The organism is Pseudonocardia sediminis, assembly GCF_004217185.1.
GTDB lineage: Bacteria > Actinomycetota > Actinomycetes > Mycobacteriales > Pseudonocardiaceae > Pseudonocardia > Pseudonocardia sediminis.
Window position 1 is genome coordinate 2,005,535 of sequence record NZ_SHKL01000001.1, and the last position, 19,519, is coordinate 2,025,053.

General features: G+C 74.1%; 18 protein-coding genes. 6 read left to right on the forward strand and 12 right to left on the reverse strand.

The features are described from left to right. Positions 1 to 18 precede the first annotated feature (18 nt). Genes EV383_RS09465 through EV383_RS09480 form a run of 4 tightly spaced genes read right to left on the reverse strand, consistent with a single transcriptional unit; the run spans position 19 to position 6,478 of the window. On the reverse strand, positions 19 to 1,068 hold the full coding sequence (locus EV383_RS09465; protein ID WP_242622986.1) for a PDR/VanB family oxidoreductase: 1,050 nt from the start codon (positions 1,066 to 1,068) through the stop codon (positions 19 to 21). Then, positions 1,065 to 1,949, reverse strand: a complete 885-nt coding sequence (locus EV383_RS09470) for a metal-dependent hydrolase (protein ID WP_130289575.1) — start codon at positions 1,947 to 1,949, stop codon at positions 1,065 to 1,067. The genes EV383_RS09465 and EV383_RS09470 overlap by 4 nt, the downstream gene beginning before the upstream one ends. Before the next feature lie 13 nt (positions 1,950 to 1,962). Continuing rightward, entirely contained in the window at positions 1,963 to 3,672 is a 1,710-nt protein-coding gene (locus EV383_RS09475; RefSeq protein WP_242622987.1) for an SDR family oxidoreductase, read from the reverse strand. 55 nt (positions 3,673 to 3,727) lie between these two features. Beyond that, positions 3,728 to 6,478: a helix-turn-helix transcriptional regulator gene (locus tag EV383_RS09480; protein WP_130289576.1), complete on the reverse strand. Its 2,751-nt coding sequence runs from the start codon at positions 6,476 to 6,478 to the stop codon at positions 3,728 to 3,730. 284 nt (positions 6,479 to 6,762) lie between these two features. Here EV383_RS09480 and EV383_RS09485 point away from each other — a divergent pair, with 284 nt between their 5' ends. The 6 genes from EV383_RS09485 to EV383_RS09505 all read left to right on the forward strand — a co-directional run bounded on the left by EV383_RS09485 (position 6,763) and on the right by EV383_RS09505 (position 12,184). After that, positions 6,763 to 7,341: a hypothetical protein gene (locus EV383_RS09485; RefSeq protein WP_130289577.1), complete on the forward strand. Its 579-nt coding sequence runs from the start codon at positions 6,763 to 6,765 to the stop codon at positions 7,339 to 7,341. Further along, positions 7,338 to 7,613 carry a hypothetical protein gene (locus tag EV383_RS31655; RefSeq protein WP_207223472.1) on the forward strand — a complete coding sequence of 92 codons (276 nt, stop codon included), beginning with the start codon at positions 7,338 to 7,340 and terminating at the stop codon, positions 7,611 to 7,613. Before EV383_RS09485 ends, EV383_RS31655 begins: the two co-directional genes overlap by 4 nt. After that, positions 7,550 to 8,506 carry an FAD-binding oxidoreductase gene (locus tag EV383_RS09490; protein ID WP_207223473.1) on the forward strand — a complete coding sequence of 319 codons (957 nt, stop codon included), beginning with the start codon at positions 7,550 to 7,552 and terminating at the stop codon, positions 8,504 to 8,506. Before EV383_RS31655 ends, EV383_RS09490 begins: the two co-directional genes overlap by 64 nt. A 23-nt stretch (positions 8,507 to 8,529) precedes the next feature. Beyond that, positions 8,530 to 9,471, forward strand: a complete 942-nt coding sequence (locus tag EV383_RS09495) for an alpha/beta fold hydrolase (RefSeq protein WP_130289578.1) — start codon at positions 8,530 to 8,532, stop codon at positions 9,469 to 9,471. Between the two features lie 10 nt (positions 9,472 to 9,481). Then, entirely contained in the window at positions 9,482 to 10,258 is a 777-nt protein-coding gene (locus tag EV383_RS09500) for a crotonase/enoyl-CoA hydratase family protein (protein ID WP_130289579.1), read from the forward strand. A 195-nt stretch (positions 10,259 to 10,453) separates the two neighbouring features. Further along, on the forward strand, positions 10,454 to 12,184 hold the full coding sequence (locus EV383_RS09505) for a choline dehydrogenase (protein WP_130289580.1): 1,731 nt from the start codon (positions 10,454 to 10,456) through the stop codon (positions 12,182 to 12,184). A gap of 20 nt (positions 12,185 to 12,204) precedes the next feature. Here the strand turns inward: EV383_RS09505 and EV383_RS09510 are convergent, their stop codons facing one another. The 8 genes from EV383_RS09510 to EV383_RS09545 all read right to left on the reverse strand — a co-directional run bounded on the left by EV383_RS09510 (position 12,205) and on the right by EV383_RS09545 (position 19,356). After that, on the reverse strand, positions 12,205 to 12,978 hold the full coding sequence (locus EV383_RS09510) for a tetratricopeptide repeat protein (RefSeq protein ID WP_165438290.1): 774 nt from the start codon (positions 12,976 to 12,978) through the stop codon (positions 12,205 to 12,207). A 143-nt stretch (positions 12,979 to 13,121) separates the two neighbouring features. Then, positions 13,122 to 13,751 carry a GOLPH3/VPS74 family protein gene (locus EV383_RS09515; RefSeq protein WP_130289582.1) on the reverse strand — a complete coding sequence of 210 codons (630 nt, stop codon included), beginning with the start codon at positions 13,749 to 13,751 and terminating at the stop codon, positions 13,122 to 13,124. Positions 13,752 to 13,809: 58 nt separating this feature from the next. After that, positions 13,810 to 15,069: an Nramp family divalent metal transporter gene (locus EV383_RS09520; RefSeq protein WP_130289583.1), complete on the reverse strand. Its 1,260-nt coding sequence runs from the start codon at positions 15,067 to 15,069 to the stop codon at positions 13,810 to 13,812. Next, on the reverse strand, positions 15,066 to 15,761 hold the full coding sequence (locus EV383_RS09525) for a metal-dependent transcriptional regulator (protein WP_130289584.1): 696 nt from the start codon (positions 15,759 to 15,761) through the stop codon (positions 15,066 to 15,068). The genes EV383_RS09520 and EV383_RS09525 overlap by 4 nt, the downstream gene beginning before the upstream one ends. 74 nt (positions 15,762 to 15,835) lie before the next feature. Further along, a complete protein-coding gene (locus EV383_RS09530) occupies positions 15,836 to 16,336 on the reverse strand; it encodes a GNAT family N-acetyltransferase (RefSeq protein ID WP_165438291.1) in 501 nt (166 codons plus the stop codon). Positions 16,337 to 16,345: 9 nt separating this feature from the next. Next, positions 16,346 to 16,963, reverse strand: coding sequence for an IMPACT family protein (locus EV383_RS09535; protein ID WP_130289585.1), 618 nt, complete (start codon positions 16,961 to 16,963; stop codon positions 16,346 to 16,348). Positions 16,964 to 17,326: 363 nt separating this feature from the next. Beyond that, the gene (locus EV383_RS09540) at positions 17,327 to 17,647 is read right to left on the reverse strand and encodes a hypothetical protein (protein ID WP_242622988.1); all 321 of its coding nucleotides are present in this window, start codon (positions 17,645 to 17,647) and stop codon (positions 17,327 to 17,329) included. Positions 17,648 to 17,667: 20 nt separating this feature from the next. Next, the gene (locus EV383_RS09545; protein ID WP_130289586.1) at positions 17,668 to 19,356 is read right to left on the reverse strand and encodes a sodium:solute symporter family protein; all 1,689 of its coding nucleotides are present in this window, start codon (positions 19,354 to 19,356) and stop codon (positions 17,668 to 17,670) included. Between the last annotated feature and the right edge of the window lie 163 nt (positions 19,357 to 19,519).

Sequence of the window (19,519 nt, forward strand, 5' to 3'; positions counted from 1 at the left end):
CCACCGATGCTAGTCGCGTCATCGGCGCGGCAGGTCCACCACGACGCGGTCCCCGGCGGCCCGGCCCACGCAGAGTGCGGTCAGGCCCGGTCCGGCGGGGTCGTCGACGGTCTCCCCGGCCAGCAGCGGGACGTGACAGGTGCCGCAGAACCCCTGCCGGCAGGAGAACGCCAGATCCGGGCGGACGGAGCGCAGGGCGTCCAGGGCCGTGGTGTCGGCGGGCACCGGTATCTCGGGTCCACCGGCGATCCCGACGGTGAACGGGCGGCCGTCGCGGATCGGGGGCGGGGAGAAGCGCTCGGAGTGCAGACGGCGCCCGGCCGGCATCGCGCGGCGCACCGCCTCGATCATCGGTGGCGGACCGCAGCAGTACACCGCCGCGCCGTCCGGGAGCCCGTCGAGCAGCGCGTCCCCGGACAGCGGCCCGCCCCCGTCGGGGTGCCGGGTCACCCGCTCCGGGGCCAGGGCGGCCAGCTCGGCGCTCAGCGGCATCGAGTCCAGGTCGCGGCCGGTGTGGACCAGACGCCAGTCCGCACCGTGCGCGGCCGCGGCCCGCACCATCGGCGCGATCGGCGTGATCCCGATGCCCCCGGCCAGGAACAGGAACGACGGCGCGGCGGCGAACGGGAACGCGTTGCGCGGCCCGCGCAGCGTCAGGGCCGTACCCGGCGTCAGGGTGTGCACCTCGCCCGACCCGGCGCCGCCGGGGATCGCCCGCACGGCGATCCGGTAGACCCCTCGATCTGCCGGATCGCCGCACAGCGAGTACTGCCGCGTCCGTCCCGACGGCAGTACGACGTCGACGTGCGCGCCCGGGCGCCACCCGGGCAGCAGCCCGCCGGAGGCGGACACGAGCTCCAGCTCGGCGACGTCGTCGCAGGGCCGGTGCACCCGGTCGACGAGGACGGCGAGCGAGCGGTCCACCGCCCGCACCGGACGCCGCCGGCGCCCGCCGCGCACGGCCAGCACCGCCGCGAGACCGGCCACGAAGTCGACCTGGCGCATCGCCCGGCTGGGGCGCACCTGCTGCGTGCCCGTCGCCGCCCCGCCCGGCACCGTCCCGCTCACCGGTTCTCCGCCGCCCGGGCCGCGGGTGACGTCGCCAGGTAGGCGACGGCGGCGTCGGTGTCGCCGTGGTGCACCGGGTGGTAGCGCGGGTGCAGGTAGGACAGCGTGGCCCGGGCCAGCAGGACCGGTCCGGGGGCGAGGCCGCGCCGCGACGCCCGCAGGTAGTCGCGCAGCCGGACCTTCGCGGCGCGCGTGCCGCGCAGCTGCGGGTCGTGGCGGCACAGGTGCGCGACCCCGGCGGCCCACAGGCGCAGCAGGACCGGGCCGCTGATCATCAGCGACCGGATCCGGCGCAGGTAGCGGCCGTCGAGGTGGGTGAACAGGTCGTGCGCGACGCTGCGGTGCTCGACCTCCTCGGCGCCGTGCCAGCGCAGCAGGTCGGTCATGGTCGGGTCGGCCCCGGCGGCGTCCAGGCCGTCGGCGTCGAGGATCCACTGGCCCAGCACGGCCGTCAGGTGCTCGATCGCGGCGATCAGCGCGACCCGCTCGATCAGCCACTCCTGCGCGGCGTCCCCGTCGAGGCCGCGCTCGCCGAGCACCTGGCCGAACATCCACTCGACCTGCTCGACGTACCGCGACGGGTCGAGCCCGGTCTGCGCGAGGTGGTCCTGCGCCCCCTGGTGCGACGAGGCGTGCATCGCCTCCTGCCCGATGAACCCGCGGACGTCCTCGGCGAGGGCCTCGTCGCGGACCAGCGGCAGCGCGGAGGAGAACACGCGCACGAACCAGCGCTCGCCCTCGGGCAGCAGCAGGTGCAGCACGTCGAGCAGGTGCGAGGCGAACGGCTCGCCGGGGATCCAGTGCGGCGGCAGCGAGGACCAGTCGAAGTGCACGTCGCGGGCGTGCAGCGCGATCCGGTCGTCGTCGGACTGCTGTCTCATGGCATGCCTCCTGCTACTTCGGGCCGATGTCGCGCCGGGCGATCGCCCGGAGGAGTGCGGGGGACAGGCGCGAGGCCAGCAGCCCGGCGTGCGCCTCCGCGGTGACGGGCGCGAGCGGGGCGTTGCGCTCCACCGCGGCGACGACGTGCTCGGCGACCCGCTCGGGGGTGTAGTTGCGCCGGGCGTAGAGCGCGGTCGTCGCGTTCTGCCGTCGCGTCTCCGCGTCGGGGTCCAGCCCGACGAACCGGGTCGTGCGGGTGATGTCGGTGTGCACGAAACCGGGGCACAGCGCCGTGACGCCGACGCCGTCGTCGGCCAGCTCGGCGCGCAGGCACTCCGACAGCGTGAGCACCGCCGACTTCGTCGTCGCGTAGGCGGCCAGGGTGCGCGAGGGCAGGTACGCCGCGGCGGAGGCGACGTTGACGATGTGCCCGCCCTCGCCGTGCGCGGCCATCCGCGCCGAGAACGCCCGGCAGCCGTGGATGACGCCCCACAGGTTCACGTCGACGATCCGCTGCCAGTCCTCGAGCGTGGTGTCGGCGAACGAGCCGGCCATCCCGATCCCCGCGTTGTTCACCACGACGTCGGGCACCCCGTGCTCGGCCGCGACGCCGGCGGCCAGCTCCGAGACGGCCTTCTCGTCGGCGACGTCGACGGTCACCGGGAACGCCCGGGAGGTGCCGATGAGCTCGGCGGTGCGCTTCGCGGCGTCGCCGTCGAGGTCGGCGGCGACGACCCGCGCCCCGCGGCGCGCGAACGCGGCGGCGGTGGCCCGTCCGATCCCGCTCCCCGCCCCGGTGACGACGACGAGTGCGCCGTCCCAGCGACCGGCACCGGGCCGGGCGGCGCTGCGGGCCCGCGCCAGGGACGGGGCCTCCGGACCGCCCTCGACGTGCGCGACGTGCTCGGCGACGCACCGGGCGACGACGTCCGGGCGCGTGCGCACCATCCAGTGCCCGCCCGGCAGGCGGCGCACCCGCAGGTCCGGGGCGTAGGCGGCGATCCGGGTCTGCAGCGCGGGGGTGACGTAGCGGTCCCCGCGCGGCGCGAGCACCTGCACCGGCACGTCGGTGCGGCGCGGCTGCGGGCGGCCCAGGCGGGCGGGGAGGTTGCGGCGGTAGAGCTCCAGGCCGTTGACGGCGTCGCGGAGCCTCGGGCGCGGGACGCCGTCGGTGGCGGAGACCAGGGCACCGGCCAGACCGGCGCGCCAGAGCAGCTCGGGCAGCACCGGGACGCGGAACAGCACCGTGTACCAGGAGTCCAGGCCCTGCCGGACGATCTCGCGCCGGGTCGCGCCGTTGCGGCGGGCGAAGAACAGCCCGACGTGGTCCAGGCACGGCCCGGACATCGACGTGAACGACGCGACGCGGCCGGTCAGCAGGTCACCGGTCACGGCGTGCCAGGTCTGGATCGCGCCCCAGTCGTGGGCCAGCAGGTGCACCGGGCGCTCCGGGCTCATCGCGTCGACGACCGCCCGCAGGTCCTCGGCCAGACGCTCCAGGTCGTAGCCGGCCTGATCGGACGGTGTGCCCGACGCACCGGCTCCGCGCACGTCGTAGGTGACGACGTGGTGGCTCCCGCCCAGGGCGTCGACGACGCCGTCGAAGACCGTGTGGTCGTCGGGGTAGCCGTGCACCGCGACGACCGTCGGGGCGTCCGGGTCGCCGTGGGAGTACACCGCCAGCGCGAGCCCGTCGGCCGAGATCACCTCTTTGTGAGACACGCCGTCATCGTAGAAAATCTGTCAACAGTGCGCCAGGCCGGGCACCCGGACGGGTTCAGGCGCTGTCCTCCGCGTCCGCCGGGGCGCCCAGACCGCCCTCGGCGACCAGGCGCGCGAGCTGGGCCCGGTTGGTCACCCCGAGCTTGCCGAACGCCCGTCCCAGGTGGTGTTCGACGGTCTTCGGGGAGACGAACAACGACGCCGCGACCTCGCGGTTCGTCGCCCCGTCGGCGACGGCCAGGCACACCCGCAGCTCCTGCCCGGTCAGGGCGGGGTGCGTGGACGGGGCGGTGACCGACCGGACGCCGGCCGCCCGCAGCTCCGACCGGGCGCGGGCCGCCCACGCCGGGGCGCCGGCGCGGTCGAGCTGCGCGGCGGCGTCGGTGAGGATCTCCCGCGCCTCGCGCACCCGCCGCTCCCGGCGCAGCGCGGTGCCGTGCGCGAGCAGGGTGCGCCCGCGTTCCAGGGGGAGGTCGTGCTGGTCGCGGGCGGCCGCCCCGTGGAGGGCGTCGCGGTCCCGGGCGACCCCGCCGGTCAGGGCGCGGCACCGGGCCGCGGCACCGCGCGCCCACCGGGACCCCGTGCGGGCGGCGGTGGCGTCGAGCTCGTCGAGCGCGGCGAGTGCGTCGGACTCTCGCCCGGCCAGGTGCAGGGCCTCCACGTGGTCGGCCTGCCACGGCACGGCGAGTGGGTTGCCGATCCCGGTGGCCAGCGCGATGTCCCGGCAGCGTTCCAGGTGCCCGACGGCGTCGGCGGGACGGCCGTGGGTCAGCTCGAGCAGGCCCAGTGCGTGCCGGGCGTAGAGCAGGACCGGTTGCTGGCCGATCTGCTCGCCGACGGCGAGGGCCTCCGTCGCGTGCCGGACCGTGGCGGTGCGGTCACCGGCGACCGCCGCCGTCCGGGCCTGCAGCGCCCACGTGTAGCCGCTCAGCCCACCCGGGCCGACCTGGCGGTTGATGTCGTCGACCTCGTCCAGGTCGGCCCTGACCCGCAGCAGGTCGCCGGTGAAGTAGCCGAGGCCGGCCCGGTGGATGAGGGGGAGCGGGAGACGGTGGGGCGCAGCGCCGGCTCGCGCTCCCGCCACGTCCGCCTCGATCAGGGCGTCGGCCTCGGCGAACCTCTCGACGAACGTCAGGGTCTGGGGCAGGAGGATGTCGTGCATCGGGAACCGCTCGCGCGCGGCACCGGCGAGGCTCGCGTGCGGGAACGCCCGGTCCGCGTCCGCGAACGTGTGCAGGTCGCCGGCCCAGACGGCGGTCGCGGCGTGGCGGTGCTCGACCAGGTACCGGATGACCGGATCCGCGATGTCGAGCCGGCGGGCCCGGGCCGTCACCTCCGACGAACGGCTCAGCAGGCCCAGCCCGGTGAGGACGGTGCCGAGCTGCACCGAGACGAGCGCGGCCAGGTCGGGGGCCGGGCCGGCCAGGGCTTCGAGCGCGCCGCGCATCGCCGGTGCCGGATCGCGGTGCTCGCCGCTCCACAGCGCGATCGAGGCCTGCAGGGCGAGGGCCTGCCAGCGGGTCTCGCGTTCGCGTCCCGCGGCCAACAGCTCCTCGACCAGGGCGCCGGCGTCCGCGCGCCGACCGGCGAGCAGGCAGGCCTCGGCGGCGGCCAGACGCCGGCCGTCGAGCGCGGGTCCGTCCGGGCTCAGCCTCGCGGCCCAGGTCCGAGCCGCCGCACCGGCTGCACGCCCTCCGCGGTGCTCGGCCGCCTCGGCCGCCCGCTCCAGGGCCGCGGCGACGTCCTCGGAGGCGCCGACGGTGCCCGCCGCGAGGTGCAGGGCGTGGCGCTGGACGTCCCCGTCGACCCCGGCGTCGGCCAGGGCGCGGTGCGCCGCGCGGCGCTGGGGCCCGGAGGCGTCCGCGAACGTGGCGGCCCGCACGAGGGGATGCGGGAACCGCGGCCGTCCGGACCGGATCTCCAGCAGCCCCGCCCGCTCGGCGGGTTCCAGGTCGGCGACGGTCAGTCCCCGGGCCCGCAGCGCCGGGTCGACCAGACCGGCGCTGCCCGGTCCCGCGGCGGCGACCACCACCAGTGCCCGCCGGGTGCGGTCGGGCAGCTCGGCGAGCCGCCATCCGAACGCCGCCGTCCCGCGGTCGGAGAGCGGCAGCGGGTCGGGCAGCTCGGCCCATCCCGCGAGCTGCTCGGCGGTCAGGGCCTGGGCCAGCTCGAGCAGGGCCAGCGGGTTCCCACCGGTGACGGTGTGCAGCACGTCGCGCACCGCCGGGGCGGTCGCGCTCCCGAGCAGTCCGTGGGCGTCCCCGGTGTCGAGCCCGCCCACGTGCAGCCGGGGCCACGGCCCGTCGAGCGGACGGCGCGGGGACGTCCGGCCGGCGAGCAGCACCGCGACCGCGTCCGCGCCGAGGCGGCGCAGGGCGAACGACAGCACGGCGCCGGAGACGTCGTCGAGCCAGTGGACGTCGTCGAGCACCACCAGCAACGGACGGTCCTCCGCGGCCCGGGCGAGCAGGCCCAGCGTCGCGACGCCGAGGACGTAGCGGTCCGCGGCGCCGCCACCGCCGTCGAGCAGGGTCCGCACGGCGGCACGCTGTGCGGGCGGCAGGTCCCCGGCGTCGGCGGCCAGGGGCCGGAGCAGCTCGTCCAGACCGGCCAGCGGGAGGTCCGCCTCGCCCTGCACGCCCAGGGCGCGCAGCACCCGGAACCCCGGGGTCGCCGCGGCGTGGTCGCACAGCGCGGTCTTCCCGATCCCGGGGTCGCCGACGATCTCCAGCACCCCGGCCCGCCCGCGCCCGGCCTCGGACAGGAGTGTGTCGATCGTCGATCTCTCGTCGACTCTCCCGTGCATTCGACAATATTAATGAGAGGGCCCGTCCGGACGGAAATTCCCCGGCCGCCGCCGATCATTCCTCAGAAGTGGGTACATCATCGGCAGATGGCCGATACCGACCGCGTCATCGCACGTCAAAGGAATTGCTGTCGGTCTCGTCGGGCCGGGACGGACGCCGTTGCATCGTGTATCCGATATTCACGTTCGTCATATTTGATGAGGGGTTCGGGGAATAGGGGATTCACCCCATGGTCCCGTCACCCGGGCGCGTTTAGGTTTTCCTCGTCCACGAGGAGGCGACGATGACCGACACCAGGACCCGGACGGAGATCAGGGCCGTACCCCGCCTGGGTGCGGACTGGGTGCGGGCGGGCGGAGTGGTCTCCGGGTTGCTGCTCGACCTCCTCCACGAGCCCGAGGTCGCCGCGCCGTTGCGGACCGTCCGGCCGGCGCTGCGGGCGTGGGGACGCCTGGCCACCGCGCTGCGGGCGGCCCAGCGGCGGCCCCCGACACCCGGGGGTCCGTGCCCGGACCTGTGCCTGGTCGCGGTCTCGCCGGCCGACGTCGACACGCTCGGCGTCGCGGCCCGAGCCCTGGGCCGGGCGATGCTCCCCGGCTGTGAACGCGGGACGTACGCCGCCCTCACCCGTGCCGCGGACGCCGTGGACTCCACCCCGCAGCAGCTGGTGGTGGCCCTGACCCGGATGCACGGCGTGCTCGACCTGGACCTCGGCACCGACGGCGAGCTGCTGCACCTGCTGGCCGGGATCCGCACCCGCGGGACGGGCGGCGAGGTCGGTGCGGCGAACCGGCGCGTCACCGGGCGCGTCACCGAGATGTGGCGCGCCGGCGCCCCGGACGACGAGGAGTGCTGTCGATGACCACCACCCTGGACGACGCCGCGACCACCCTCGACGCCCTGCGCGGGGCCGTCGACGGAGACGTGATCGGGGCCCGCGACGACGGGTACGACGAGGCCCGTTCGCTGTGGAACGCCGAGCAGGACCGCCGGCCGCTGGCGGTGGTCCGCGCCACCTCGCCCGCCGACGTCGCCGCCGCCCTGCGGGTCGCGCAGGACCGCGCCCCTGCATGGGCTGGCTGGGCCGCAAGGCCGGGTTCGCGATCGACAACCTCATCGGGGCCGAGCTGGTGACCGTCGACGGCCGGGTCCTGCGCCTGACCGAGGACGAGCGCGAGCACCCCGACCTGTGGTGGGCGATCCGCGGCGGCGGGGGCAACTTCGGTGTCGTCACCGAGTTCGAGTTCCGGCTGCACGAGGTGGGCCCGGTCGTCCCGGTCGGTCTCACGTTCTACGACCCCGGCCAGGCCGCCGACGTGCTGCGGATGGTCCGTGACCTGGAGCCGACGCTCGGCCGCGACGTCGGGGTGGGGATCTTCGCGATCAGTGCGCCGCCGGCGCCGTTCGTCCCGCAGGAGTACCAGCTCCAGCCGGTCTACGTCGTCGGGATCGCCGGGTTCGGGACGCCGGAGGAGCACGCCGCGTTGATGGACCGGGTCCGGGCCGCGGTGCCCGTGCGGTTCGAGATGGTGACGCCGATGCCCTACACGGCGCTGCAGTCGATGTTCGACGACTCGGTGACCTGGGGCCGGTACGCGGTCTACGAGAAGTCGGCCTACCTGGGCGACCTCGACGAGGCGACGATCGCCGTGTTCACCGAGCACGTCGCACGCCGGACGTCGCCGTACTCGCAGGTGATCGTGGACATGATGGGCGGCGCCTACGCCGACGTCGCCGACGACGCGACCGCGTTCGGCGGCCGCCGCGACGCCGGGTACACCGTGTTCGTCCTGGGTCTGACCGAGCCGGACGACCCGTCGTCGGAACGGCCGTGGGTGCGCGGCCTGCACGACGCGCTCGTCGACGTCCAGGACGCCACGTCCTACGTCAACGGCATGGTCGAGGTGACCGAGTCCGACGTCCGCCGGGTCTACGGCGAGCGGAAGTACGCCCGCCTGGCCGCGGTGAAGGCGGCCTACGACCCGGCGAACGTGCTCCGTCGCAACGCCAACATCCGGCCCGCGTGAGGCGGCTCGGGTAGGTTCCCGGGGTGCCCGACGCCCCCGCCCGGTCCACCCCCGCCCGGTCCGCTCCCGCATGGTTCACCGAGGCCCTCGCGACACCCGCCGACACGGGCGAGGTCGAGGTCGCCGGGGTCGCGATCGGCTACCGGGCGTGGGGCGCGCGCAGGAGCCACGGCGCCGCCGGTCAGGGCCTGGTCCTCGTGCACGGCGGCGGTGCGCACTCGCGCTGGTGGGACCACGTCGGACCGTTGCTGGTGCAGGGGAGGCGACGGGTCGTCGCGCTCGACCTGTCCGGGCACGGCGACTCCGGGCGCGCGCAGGACTACCGGCTCGACCGGTGGGCCGACGAGGTCGTCGCCGTCGCCCGGCACGCCGGCGCCGGGGAGCGTCCGACGGTGATCGGGCACAGCATGGGCGGGTTCGTCGCGCTCACCGCGGCGCTGCGGCACGGGCACGACCTGACCGGCGTCATGGCCGTCGACTCCCCGGTGCGGGAACGCTCGCCGGAGGAGCTCGCCGCCCGCCAGCAGCGCGCGTTCGGGCCGATGCGCGTCTACCCCGGCCGGGAGACGGCGCTGTCGCACTTCCGCTTGGTCCCCGAGCAGGAGGGCGACCTGCCCTACGTCCTCGACCACGTCGCCGGGCACAGCGTGCGCGAGGTGCCCGGCGGCTGGAGCTGGAAGTTCGACCGCGGGATCTTCTCCGGGCTCGGGCTGACGCCGGGGGAGCTGGACAGCGTCGCCTGCCGGGTCGCGCTGTTCCGCGCCGAGTACGGCCTGGTGCCGGCCGACATGGGGGAGATGGTGGTCGACCTGATGGGCCGGGCCGCGCCCCTGGTGGAGATCCCCGGCGCCGCGCACCACGTGATGATGGACCAGCCGCTGGCGCTGGTCACCGGCCTGCGGACGATGCTCGCCGACTGGGAGTACTCGGTGCCACAGGTCCCGGCGCGGGCCCCGGGGTCCTAGGCTCGCCCGCGTGGACACACAGGACTCTCCCGAGGTGCTCGTCGAGCGACGCGGCGCGGTGCAGCTGATCACGATCAACCGGCCGTCGGCGCGCAACGCGCTCAACGAGAACGTGGCCCGCGGCATCGCGCACGCCGTCGACGAGCTCGACGCCTCCGACGAGCTGCGCGCCGGCGTGCTGACCGGCGCGGGCGGGGTGTTCTCGGCCGGGATGGACCTCAAGGCGTTCCTGCGCGGCGAGCGCCCCGGCATCGCCGGCCGCGGCCTGTGCGGGATCACCCAGACCCCGCCGGCCAAGCCGATGATCGCCGCCGTCGAGGGCTGGGCCCTGGCCGGCGGGTTCGAGCTCGTGCTCGCCTGCGACCTGGTGGTGGCCGGGGCGACCGCGCGGTTCGGAGTGCCCGAGGTGAAGCGGTCGCTGGTCGCGGCCGCCGGCGGGGCGCTGCTGCTGCCGCAGCGGGTGCCGCGCGCGATCGCGATGCAGATGCTGCTGACCGGGGACCCGATCGACGCCGAGGCCGCCGAGCGCGCCGGGCTGATCAACCGCGTCACCCCCGAGGGCGGGGCACAGGACGCCGCGCTGGAGCTCGCGGCCACGATCGCGGCGAACGGCCCGCTCGGGCTGATCGCGACCAAGCAGCTGGCCGCCGCCGGGGCCGACTGGACGGCGGAGAACCGCTGGAGCAACCAGGAGGCGATCGTCGCGCCGGTGCTCGGTTCGGCCGACGCCCGGGAGGGCGCGAGCGCGTTCGCCGAGAAGCGGGCGCCGGTCTGGAAGGGGCGCTAGGCGATCACCGATCCGGCATTTCGGTCACCGATGTGAACAGCGGCTGAACGGACGGGTGACGGGGATCGTCCACACGGGCCGGATGGCCGGTCCACATCACCCGTCGTTACCCTCGCCCGCAGGTCGGCACGCGTCGCTCGGTGATCGCTCCCGCGCGACACGCACGCCGGCGTTGCGAACGTGGAGGGGATCGACATGTCGCGCGACAGTTTCGACTACGTGATCGTGGGCTCCGGCTCGGCCGGGTGTGTGCTCGCGAACCGGCTCAGCGCGGACCCGGCGAACCGGGTGCTGCTGCTCGAGGCCGGCCGGCCCGACCACTTCTGGGAGCCGCGGGTGCACATGCCGGCGGCACTGGGCTTCCCGGTCGGCAACAAGTCGTTCGACTGGTGCTACGAGTCCGAGCCCGAGCCGTTCATGAACGGCCGCCGGATGGCGCACGCGCGGGGCAAGGTCCTCGGCGGCTGCAGCAGCATCAATGCGATGGTCTACCAGCGGGGCAACCCGCTCGACTTCGACCGCTGGGCCGCCGACGAGGGCGTGGGCGACTGGGACTACGCCCACTCGTTGCCCTACTTCAAGCGGATCGAGACCTCCGACCTGGAGCCGCGCGAGCCGTGGCGCGGCTACTCGGGCCCGCAGCGCATCGAGCGCGGCCCGGTGACCAACCCGCTGTTCACCGCGTTCTTCGACGCCGCCCGCCAGGCCGGGCACCCGATGACCGGGGACATGAACGGCCCGGTCAACGAGGGTTTCGCCCCCTACGAGCGGACGATCCACAACGGGCGCCGGATGTCCGCGGCGCGCGCCTACGTGCACCCGGTGCGTGGCCGGAAGAACCTCGAGGTCCGGTGCAACGCCCTCGCGACCGGCGTCGTGTTCCAGGGCTCGCGGGCGGTCGGCGTGCGCTACCTGCCGCAGGGCCCGGTCGGCGCCCGCCGCGGCGGCGAGTGCTTCGTCTCCGCGGGCGAGGTCGTGCTGGCCGGGGGAGCGATCAACACCCCGCAGCTGCTGCAGCTCTCCGGTGTCGGTGACGCCGCACATCTGGCGTCGCTCGACGTCCCGCTGGTGCACCACCTGCCCGGCGTCGGCGAGGACCTGCAGGACCACCTCGCCGCGCACGTCCAGCACGGGTGCACCCAGCCGATCACGATGGGTATCCTGCGGGAGAAGAAGAACTGGCCCTCGATCGCGGCGAAGTGGCTGCTCGGGCACAACGGCCCCGGCGCGACCAACATCTTCGAGGCGGGCGGGTTCATCCGGTCCCGCCCGGAGATGCCGATCCCGGACCTGATGTTCGGCTTCGCGCCGGTCGCGATGCGGTTCGACCCGGACATGCCGGTGCAGATCCACGGCTACCAGCTGCACATCGGCGCGATGCGGCTCGAGGCCCGCGGGCACGTCAAGATCTCCTCGACGGACCCGACGCGGCACCCGTCGCTGCTCTACAACTTCCTCTCCACCGAGGCCGACCGGCAGTTCTGGATCGACGCCGTCCGGATCGGCCGCGAGCTGCTCGACCAGCCCGCCTTCGCCGAGTTCGACGCCGGCGAGACCTACCCGGGCCGTGCCGAGGTCGACTCCGACCAGCAGATCCTGGACTGGGTGGCCCGGGGCGGGCAGACCGGCCTGCACCCGACGTCGACGTGCCGCATGGGCGTCGACGAGATGTCGGTGGTGGACCCGTCGTCGATGGCCGTGCACGGGGTGTCCGGGCTGCGGGTGGTGGACGCGTCGGTGATGCCCTACTGCCCGAACGGTGCGACCCACGCGCCCACGATGATGATCGCCGAGCGCGCGTCGGACCTGATCCTGGGCAACACCCCGCTGGCGCCGGAGTACGTCGACCGCGGCGCACCCGGCGCCGACCGGGCGTTCGCCTCCGCCGCGACCGGCCCGGTGCCGACGGTGGCACCGGTCCGGTAGTCCCGCCGGACGCCGGCGCCTCAGCGGTCGGCGAGCGCGTCGGCCTCGGCCTGCATGCGGACGGTCTCGCCGCCGTCGGCGCCCCAGAGCAGAGCGGCGTCGGTGGTCGCGCGGCCGAACTCCTCGTGCGCGGCGGAGAACCGGCCGAGGAAGGCGAGGCACTCGGCCCGGATGCCGCGCACCGCGACGCCGACCGGGTGCGGGCGGCCGAGCCAGGAGTCGGTGTCGGCCACGACGTCGTTGAGCTCGTCCGCGGCACCGCGCACGTCGCCGTCGTCGGCGCGGGCCAGGGCGAGGCCGGCACGGGAGGTCAGTGTGTCCGGGTGTCCCGGGCCCAGGACGCGGGCGCGGCGCGCGGCCACGTCGGCGTGCCGGGCGATCGCCTCCCGCGGGCGGTCGGCCAGCCGTAGCGCGACGGCCAGCGCGTCGGCGGCGGTGAGCGAGGCCGGGTGGTCCGGGCCGAGGACCTCGATCCGCAGGCCCGCGTTGCGGATCATCGTCTCCAGACCGGCGACGTCGCGTCCGATCGTCAGGTACGCGGCGGCCAGGTTGCCCTCGGTGACCAGGGTGTCCGGGTCCCGCGGGCCGAGCAGGCGGCGGGTGTCGGACAGGACGGCCTCGAACAGCGGCACCGACTCGGCGACCCGCCCGGCCCGCAGGTAGGCCACGGCGAGCGTGTGGCGCGCCCCGAGGCCCTCCCGGTCCCCGTGGTGCCGGTCGAGCACCGCGCTCTCGAGCATGAACAGCGATCCGGCGAACACCCCGCCGTCGGCGTCCACGGTGGGGCGGGACACGACCGTCATCGGACTCCGATCACTCCAACGGGCTACACGTACCGGTGCGTACGAACGCAGCGTCACGAAATTGTAGTGCGAAGGAGTCGTCCGGCGACAGATCCGCCCGGACGGACCAGATGTGACGGTCGTCAGGTCCTGGGCTACGGCGCCGCCGCGACGGTCTCGCCCAGCCCGGAGCGCAGCGAGGCCAGCGAGCCGGGCAGGTATCCGGTGGCCTGGGTCGCGATCGAGGCCAGCCGTGCGCGGTCGACGTCGGGCTCGAGCACGTCGTCGGCACCGAGGGTGTCCAGCACCGCCGCGGTGAACGCGCCGGGCAGCGTGAACGTGTGCGGGTCGAGCACCATCGCGGCGAGCTCGGTGCCCGGCTGCCGGGCACGCTCGGGGTCGACGGCCGGGTGCCGGTCCCGGCGGCGGCCGAGGCGGCCGCGGGCGGAGTCCCGGCGCAGGATGCCGTCGGTGGTGAGCCGTCGCGCCACCATGTCGTGCAGGATCTCGCCGAGCACTCCGGCCCACGCCCGCACGGTGTAGCCCTCGGGCTCGTGGGCGACGCAGTCCAGGACGTAGCGGGCCGGCTCGTCCAGGCCGACGGCGTCGTTGCGGGTGACCACGATGCGGTCGTCGGCCAGGGTCAGGCGGCCGCCGATGACCAGGTCGGCGACCTGGGTCCCGACCAGGCCGAGGCGCAGCAGCTCCGGGGCGACGCGGACCTTGCCCGACGCCGTGTCGTGCACGATCAGGAAGAACCCGGGGGCCATCCGACCGCGTTCCATCTCCGGGCTCCTCCCATGATCGACGGCGCAGGTCAGGCTACCCGTACCCCGGCGCGCCTCACCCGGCCAGCGTCTGGACGATCAGCACCGCGTTGAGCGCGACCACCAGAGCGGTCACCACGGCCGCGACGACCGTGGTCACCCGATGGTTGACCAGCGTGCCCATGATCGCCCGCTGGGCGGTGAACCAGACCAGCGGCGCCAGCGCGAACGGGATGCCGAACGAGAGCACCACCTGCGAGAGCACCAGGGCCTGCGTCGGGTCCACGCCCAGGCCCAGCACCACCAGCGCCGGGATCAGCGTCAGCAGCCGGCGGGCCAGCAGCGGGATCCGCCGCCGCAGGAACCCGGCCATGATCACCTGGCCGGCGTAGGTGCCGACCCCGGACGAGGCGAACCCCGAGGCCAGCAGCGCGACCGCGAACGCGATCGCGGCGACCTGGTCGAGCTGCACGGTCAGGCCCGCGTAGATGCCCGAGAGCGTGTCGGTGTCCGGGACGGCGGTACCGGCGAACAGGGCGGCCGCGATCACCAGCATGGACAGGTTCACCAGCCCGGCGACGCCCATCCCGAGCACGATGTCCAGACGCCCGGTGCGCAGCAGGAACCGGCGGTCGGCCGGGCTCTGCGCGGTCATCCGGTGCTGCGTCAGGGCCGAGTGCAGGTAGATCACGTGCGGCATGACGGTCGCGCCGAGGATGCCGGTGGCCAGCAGCAGGCTGTCGGTGCCCTCGAACTGCGGCACCAGCCCGGCCAGGGCGGCGGCCGGGTCCACGTCCACCCGGAACAGGGTGCTGACCAGGCCGACCAGGATCACCGCGAGCAACGCGACGATCGCCCGCTCGAACGGCCGGTGCCCGCGTCCCTGCAGTGCCAGCAGCGCGAACGCGATCACGCCGGTGATCAGGCCGCCGGTGAACAGCGGGATCCCGAACAGCAGGTTCAGCGCGATCGCGCCGCCGACCACCTCGGCCAGGTCGGTGGCGATCGCGACCAGCTCGGCCTGGACCCACATCAGGAAGTTGCCGGTGCGCGGCATCCGCTCCCGGCACGTCTCGGGCAGGTTCTTGCCCGTGGCCAGGCCCAGCTTCGCCGAGAGCGACTGGATCAGCATGGCCATCAGGTTGGCCACGATGATCACCCAGAGCAGCAGGTAGCCGTACTGGGCGCCGGCGGCGAAGTTGGTGGCGAAGTTGCCCGGGTCGACGTAGGCGACGGCGGCGACGAACGCCGGGCCGAGCACGACCAGCCGTCCGCGCCAGCCGCTGCGGCGCAGCTCCTCGACCGACCGCTCGGTGCGCTTTCCGGCCGTCGTCACGCCGGGCCCGCGTCGTCCGTGACGGCCGGCCCGGAGATCCGGCCGTGCACCATCCGCGTCAGCGGGGCGCCGAGCGCGTGCCGGTCCCCGCCGGGCAGCACGACCCAGATCGGGCCGCCGAACGGCGACACCTCGTCGATCGCGAGGTCCGCCCCGGGCAGCACACCCAGCCCGCCCAGGTAGCGCAGCGCGTCGCTGTCGCGGTCGGAGACCCGCTCCACCCGGAACCGCTGGCCCGGTTTCGCCGCGGACAGCGGGTCGCCCCACGCCTCCTGGTGCGTCCCGTCCCGCGGTGGGATCGGGTCGCCGTGCGGGTCCCGGTCGGGGTGGCCGAGCAGCGCGTCGATCCGCTGCTCGAGTCGGTCGCTCAGCGCGTGCTCGAGCACCTCCGCCTCGGCGTGCACCTCGTCCCAGGGCACGTCCACGACCCGGGCCAGGAACGTCTCCAGCAGCCGGTGGCGGCGGACGACCTGCAGGGCGGCCCGCTCACCGTGTGCGGTCAGACGCACCCGCCGCGCGTCCGGGCGTTCGACGAGGTCGGTCTGCTCCAGACGCTTGAGCATGGCGGTGGCCGAGGGGGAGGACACCCCGAGCTCGGTCGCCAGCGAGCCGGTGGTCACCGGTGCCCCGCGGTGGGTCAGATCGAAGATGGCCTTCAGATAGTTCTCGTTCGACGCCGAGAGAGCCGACATGAACCGGGATTGTAGGCACGACTACCGGTGTGCGGTAGACCGGCGGCGGCGGTGGTGGTCTCGGCCCGGGGGACTCAGAGCCGGCGATGCATCACGTGGATGCCGGTGACCGTGCCGTCCGGCAGCCGGAACGCCTCCGGCACCGTCCCGACCACGTCGAAGCCGAGCGAGCGCCACAGCCCGACCGCCCGGGTGTTCGCCTGGACCACGGCGTTGAACACCATCGCGTCGAAACCCTGCTCCCGGGCGCGGTCGAGCACGTGGGTGCCCAGCGCCCGTCCGGTGCCGCGCCCCGCCGCGGCGGCGTCGACGGCGAAGCTCGCGTTGGCCACGTGCGCGCCGGGCCCGTCCCGGTTCGGGCCGTACTTCGCGCTGCCCACGACGCGGCCGCCGTCCACGGCGACGACGGTCCGCCACGGGAGCGGCGGCATCCACAACGCGCGTGCGGCGTCCTCACCGATCTCCCGGTCCACCGCATAGGTGCGGCCCTGCGCGAAGACCTCCCGCAGGAACGCCCAGATGTGCGGCCAGTCCTCCGCCGTCGCCTCTCTGATCTCCACGGTCGCGATGTCCACGGGGCCTGTCTACCGCAGGTAGAGGTCCCGGTGTCCGACGTCGAGTGCCTCGACGGCACCGCCGGTCTGCTCGGCGAGCCAGGCGCCGAACGCGGCGTCGGCGCCGTCCGGGACGAGGACGGTGATCGTCACGTCCGGTCCGTGACGGACGTCGCGGACCCGGTACCCGGCCGTGCGCAGCGCGTTCTCCAGCCGCCCCGCGCGGTCGTGCGGGGCGGCGAGGAGGAGCTCCCGGTGACGGACCCGGCGCAGGGTCCCGACCGTGTCCAGGGCCTCGGAGACGGACCGCCCGTAGGCCCGGACGAGACCGCCCGCGCCGAGCTTCGTCCCACCGAACCAGCGCGAGACCACGGCCACGACGTCGGTGAGGTCGCGGTGCAGCAGCACCTCCAGCATCGGGACGCCGGCCGTGCCGGAGGGCTCGCCGTCGTCGCTGGAACGCCGGGCCTGCCCGTCGGCGCCGACCCGCATCGCCGTGCAGTGGTGCGTGGCGGTGTGTCCCTCGGCCCGGACGCGGGCCACCACCGCGGCCGCGGCGTCGAGGTCGGGCACCCGGGCCAGGACGCACCGGAAGCGCGAGCGCGAGATCTCGATCTCGTGCTCGCCGTCCCGGGCGATCACGTACACGCTCCGCAGCCTGTCACGGCCGGGGCGGGACCGGTCGCCGCGACGTGACGCCGATCGCGATGGGCCGGAGCCCGGTAACGATGCCGGGCACCGGCCCGTTACGTACTACAGAGGTCGAGATACGACCTCGGAAGACAGAAGGAGCACCACGTGCCCGAGACCACCCGTGTCCTGTGGAGCGGCCTCGCCCGCATCGCCCGCCGGATCGACGCGTTCACACTGACGGCGTTCAACCCGCACTACCCGAGCCCGGCCGACCGCCGCTGATCCCGGTGCAGGGAACACCCCGCACCGGGACCAGCCGCCTGACAGAGTCGTCAGTGTCCGGGCCGTCAGCGCCCGGGCCGTCGGTGTCCGGGACCGTCAGTGCCCGGCCGGACGGTCGTCCTGCGCGGCCGTCTCCTCCGCGGTCGGCACCTTCAGCGGCCGCGTGACCACCCACACCACGAACAGCGCGCCGATGACCAGCATCCCGATGCCCGTCTCCAGGTTCAGGTTCGAACCGCCGGTCTTGGCCAGGTTCGCCGGGTCGTTGCCGGAGACGATCCCGTTGATCGTCAGCACGATCCCGTAGACGCCGAACAGCAGCGCGATCACGTTGCGCAGGTCGAACAGCGCCGACGCCGAGGTCGACGGCGGGGCGTCCGCTCCCGCCTTGGGGGCGTCCAGTGGACCTTCGGTCATCCCGTTCTCCTTCCCGCTCATCAGCCGAACACCACGTAGAGCACGACGGTCATCGCCAGCACGAGGCCACCGAGCACCGCGGGCGAGCGGTACCAGCCGCCGTCCTCACCCTCGCTGGAGTGCGTGCGGGTCTCCTTCGGCGTCAGGCTCCACACGAGCCCGACCAGCTCGGCGTCCGGCCGGGGCGTGGACACCAGCGACACGACACCGGCCACCGCGGTACCGACCACGAACGCCGCGATCGCGCCGAGGAAGCTGCCGGCCTGGTTGGACAGCGAGAGCACCTCGGTGCGCACCAGGACGTCGATGATCACGGCCGCGGTCGTGCCGGACAGCAGCCCGATCCAGGCCGAGGGACCGGTCATCCGCTTCCAGAACAGCCCCAGGATGAAGATCGCGAACAGCGGTGCGTTGAAGAAGCTGAACAGCGACTGGATGTAGTCCATCAGGTTCGACGAGCCGGAGGCGATGAACGCCGTCCCGATCGCCAGCACGCAGCCGACGATCGTCACGATCCGGCCGACCTGCAGGTAGTAGCGGTCGGTCAGGCCCGGCTTCACCCAGTCCTGCCAGATGTCGTAGGTGAACACCGTGTTGAACGAGCTGATGTTCGCCGCCATGCCGGCCATGAACGCGGCCAGCAGGCCGGCGATCGCCACGCCCAGGATGCCGTTCGGGAGCAGCTCCTTCATCAGCAGCGTCAGCGCGTTGTTGTAGGTGACGCCGTCGACGCTGTCCACGCCCGAGGCCTTGATCTCGGTGATCTGCGGGATGATGATCGCCGAGATCATGCCCGGGATGACGATGACGAGCACGACCAGCGCCTTCGGGAACGCACCGATGATCGGGGTGCGCCGCGCCGCGGACATCGACTTGGCCGACAGCGCGCGCTGCACCTCGGCGAAGTTCGTCGTCCAGTAGCCGAACGAGAGCACGAAGCCCAGACCGAACACGATGCCCAGCACCGAGAGCACCGGGTTCGCGATCTCGGTGAGCGAGGTGCCCGGCCAGGCCGAGAGGTCGTTCTGGCCGCCCGGACCGTTGAGCACCGCCTCGCGCAGGCCGTCGTAGCCGCCGACCCGGTTCAGGCCGGCCAGCGTCAGCGGGATCAGCAGCGCCAGGATCACGAAGAACTGCAGGACCTCGGTGTAGATCGCCGCGGACAGCCCGCCCAGGGTGATGTAGCCGAGGACGATGACGGCGGCGACCGGGATCGCGACCGTCAGCGGCCAGCCGAGCAGCGCCTCCAGCACGATGCCCAGCGAGAACAGGTTGACGCCCGCGATCAGGATCGAGGCGACCGCGAAGATCACCGACTGCACACGCTGGGTGGTCCGGTTGAACCGCATGAACAGGAACTCGGGCACGCTGCGGGCCTTGGAGCCGTAGTAGAACGGCATCATGACCAGGCCGAGGAACACCATCGCGGGGATGGCGCCGAGCCAGTAGTAGTGCACGGTCGGGATGCCGTACTGAGCCCCGTTGGCGACCATGCCGATGAGCTCGATGGCGCCGAGGTTGGCCGAGATGAAGGCCAGCCCGGTGATCCACGCCGGCATGGACCGGCCGGAGAGCAGGAAGTCCAGGCTCGAGGAGATCGAGCGTCGTGCGGCGAAGCCGATCCCGAGCACGAGCACGAAGTAGAAGGCGACCAGCAGGTAGTCGACCAGGTTCGGGTTCAGGCGGAGGGCGTCCTGGGCCAGGGTCATGACACCGGACCCTTCCTCGGAGCCCGCCCCCGGGCCGTGTCGCTGAGAGACATTGCGACTCCTCGACGTTGAGTGACACCGTTGCGGGTGTGGCCTGGCCCACAGCGGACCGAACCATCGAACAACATAGCTCCCGCTCGGACAGAAGTGAACATCAACGAGC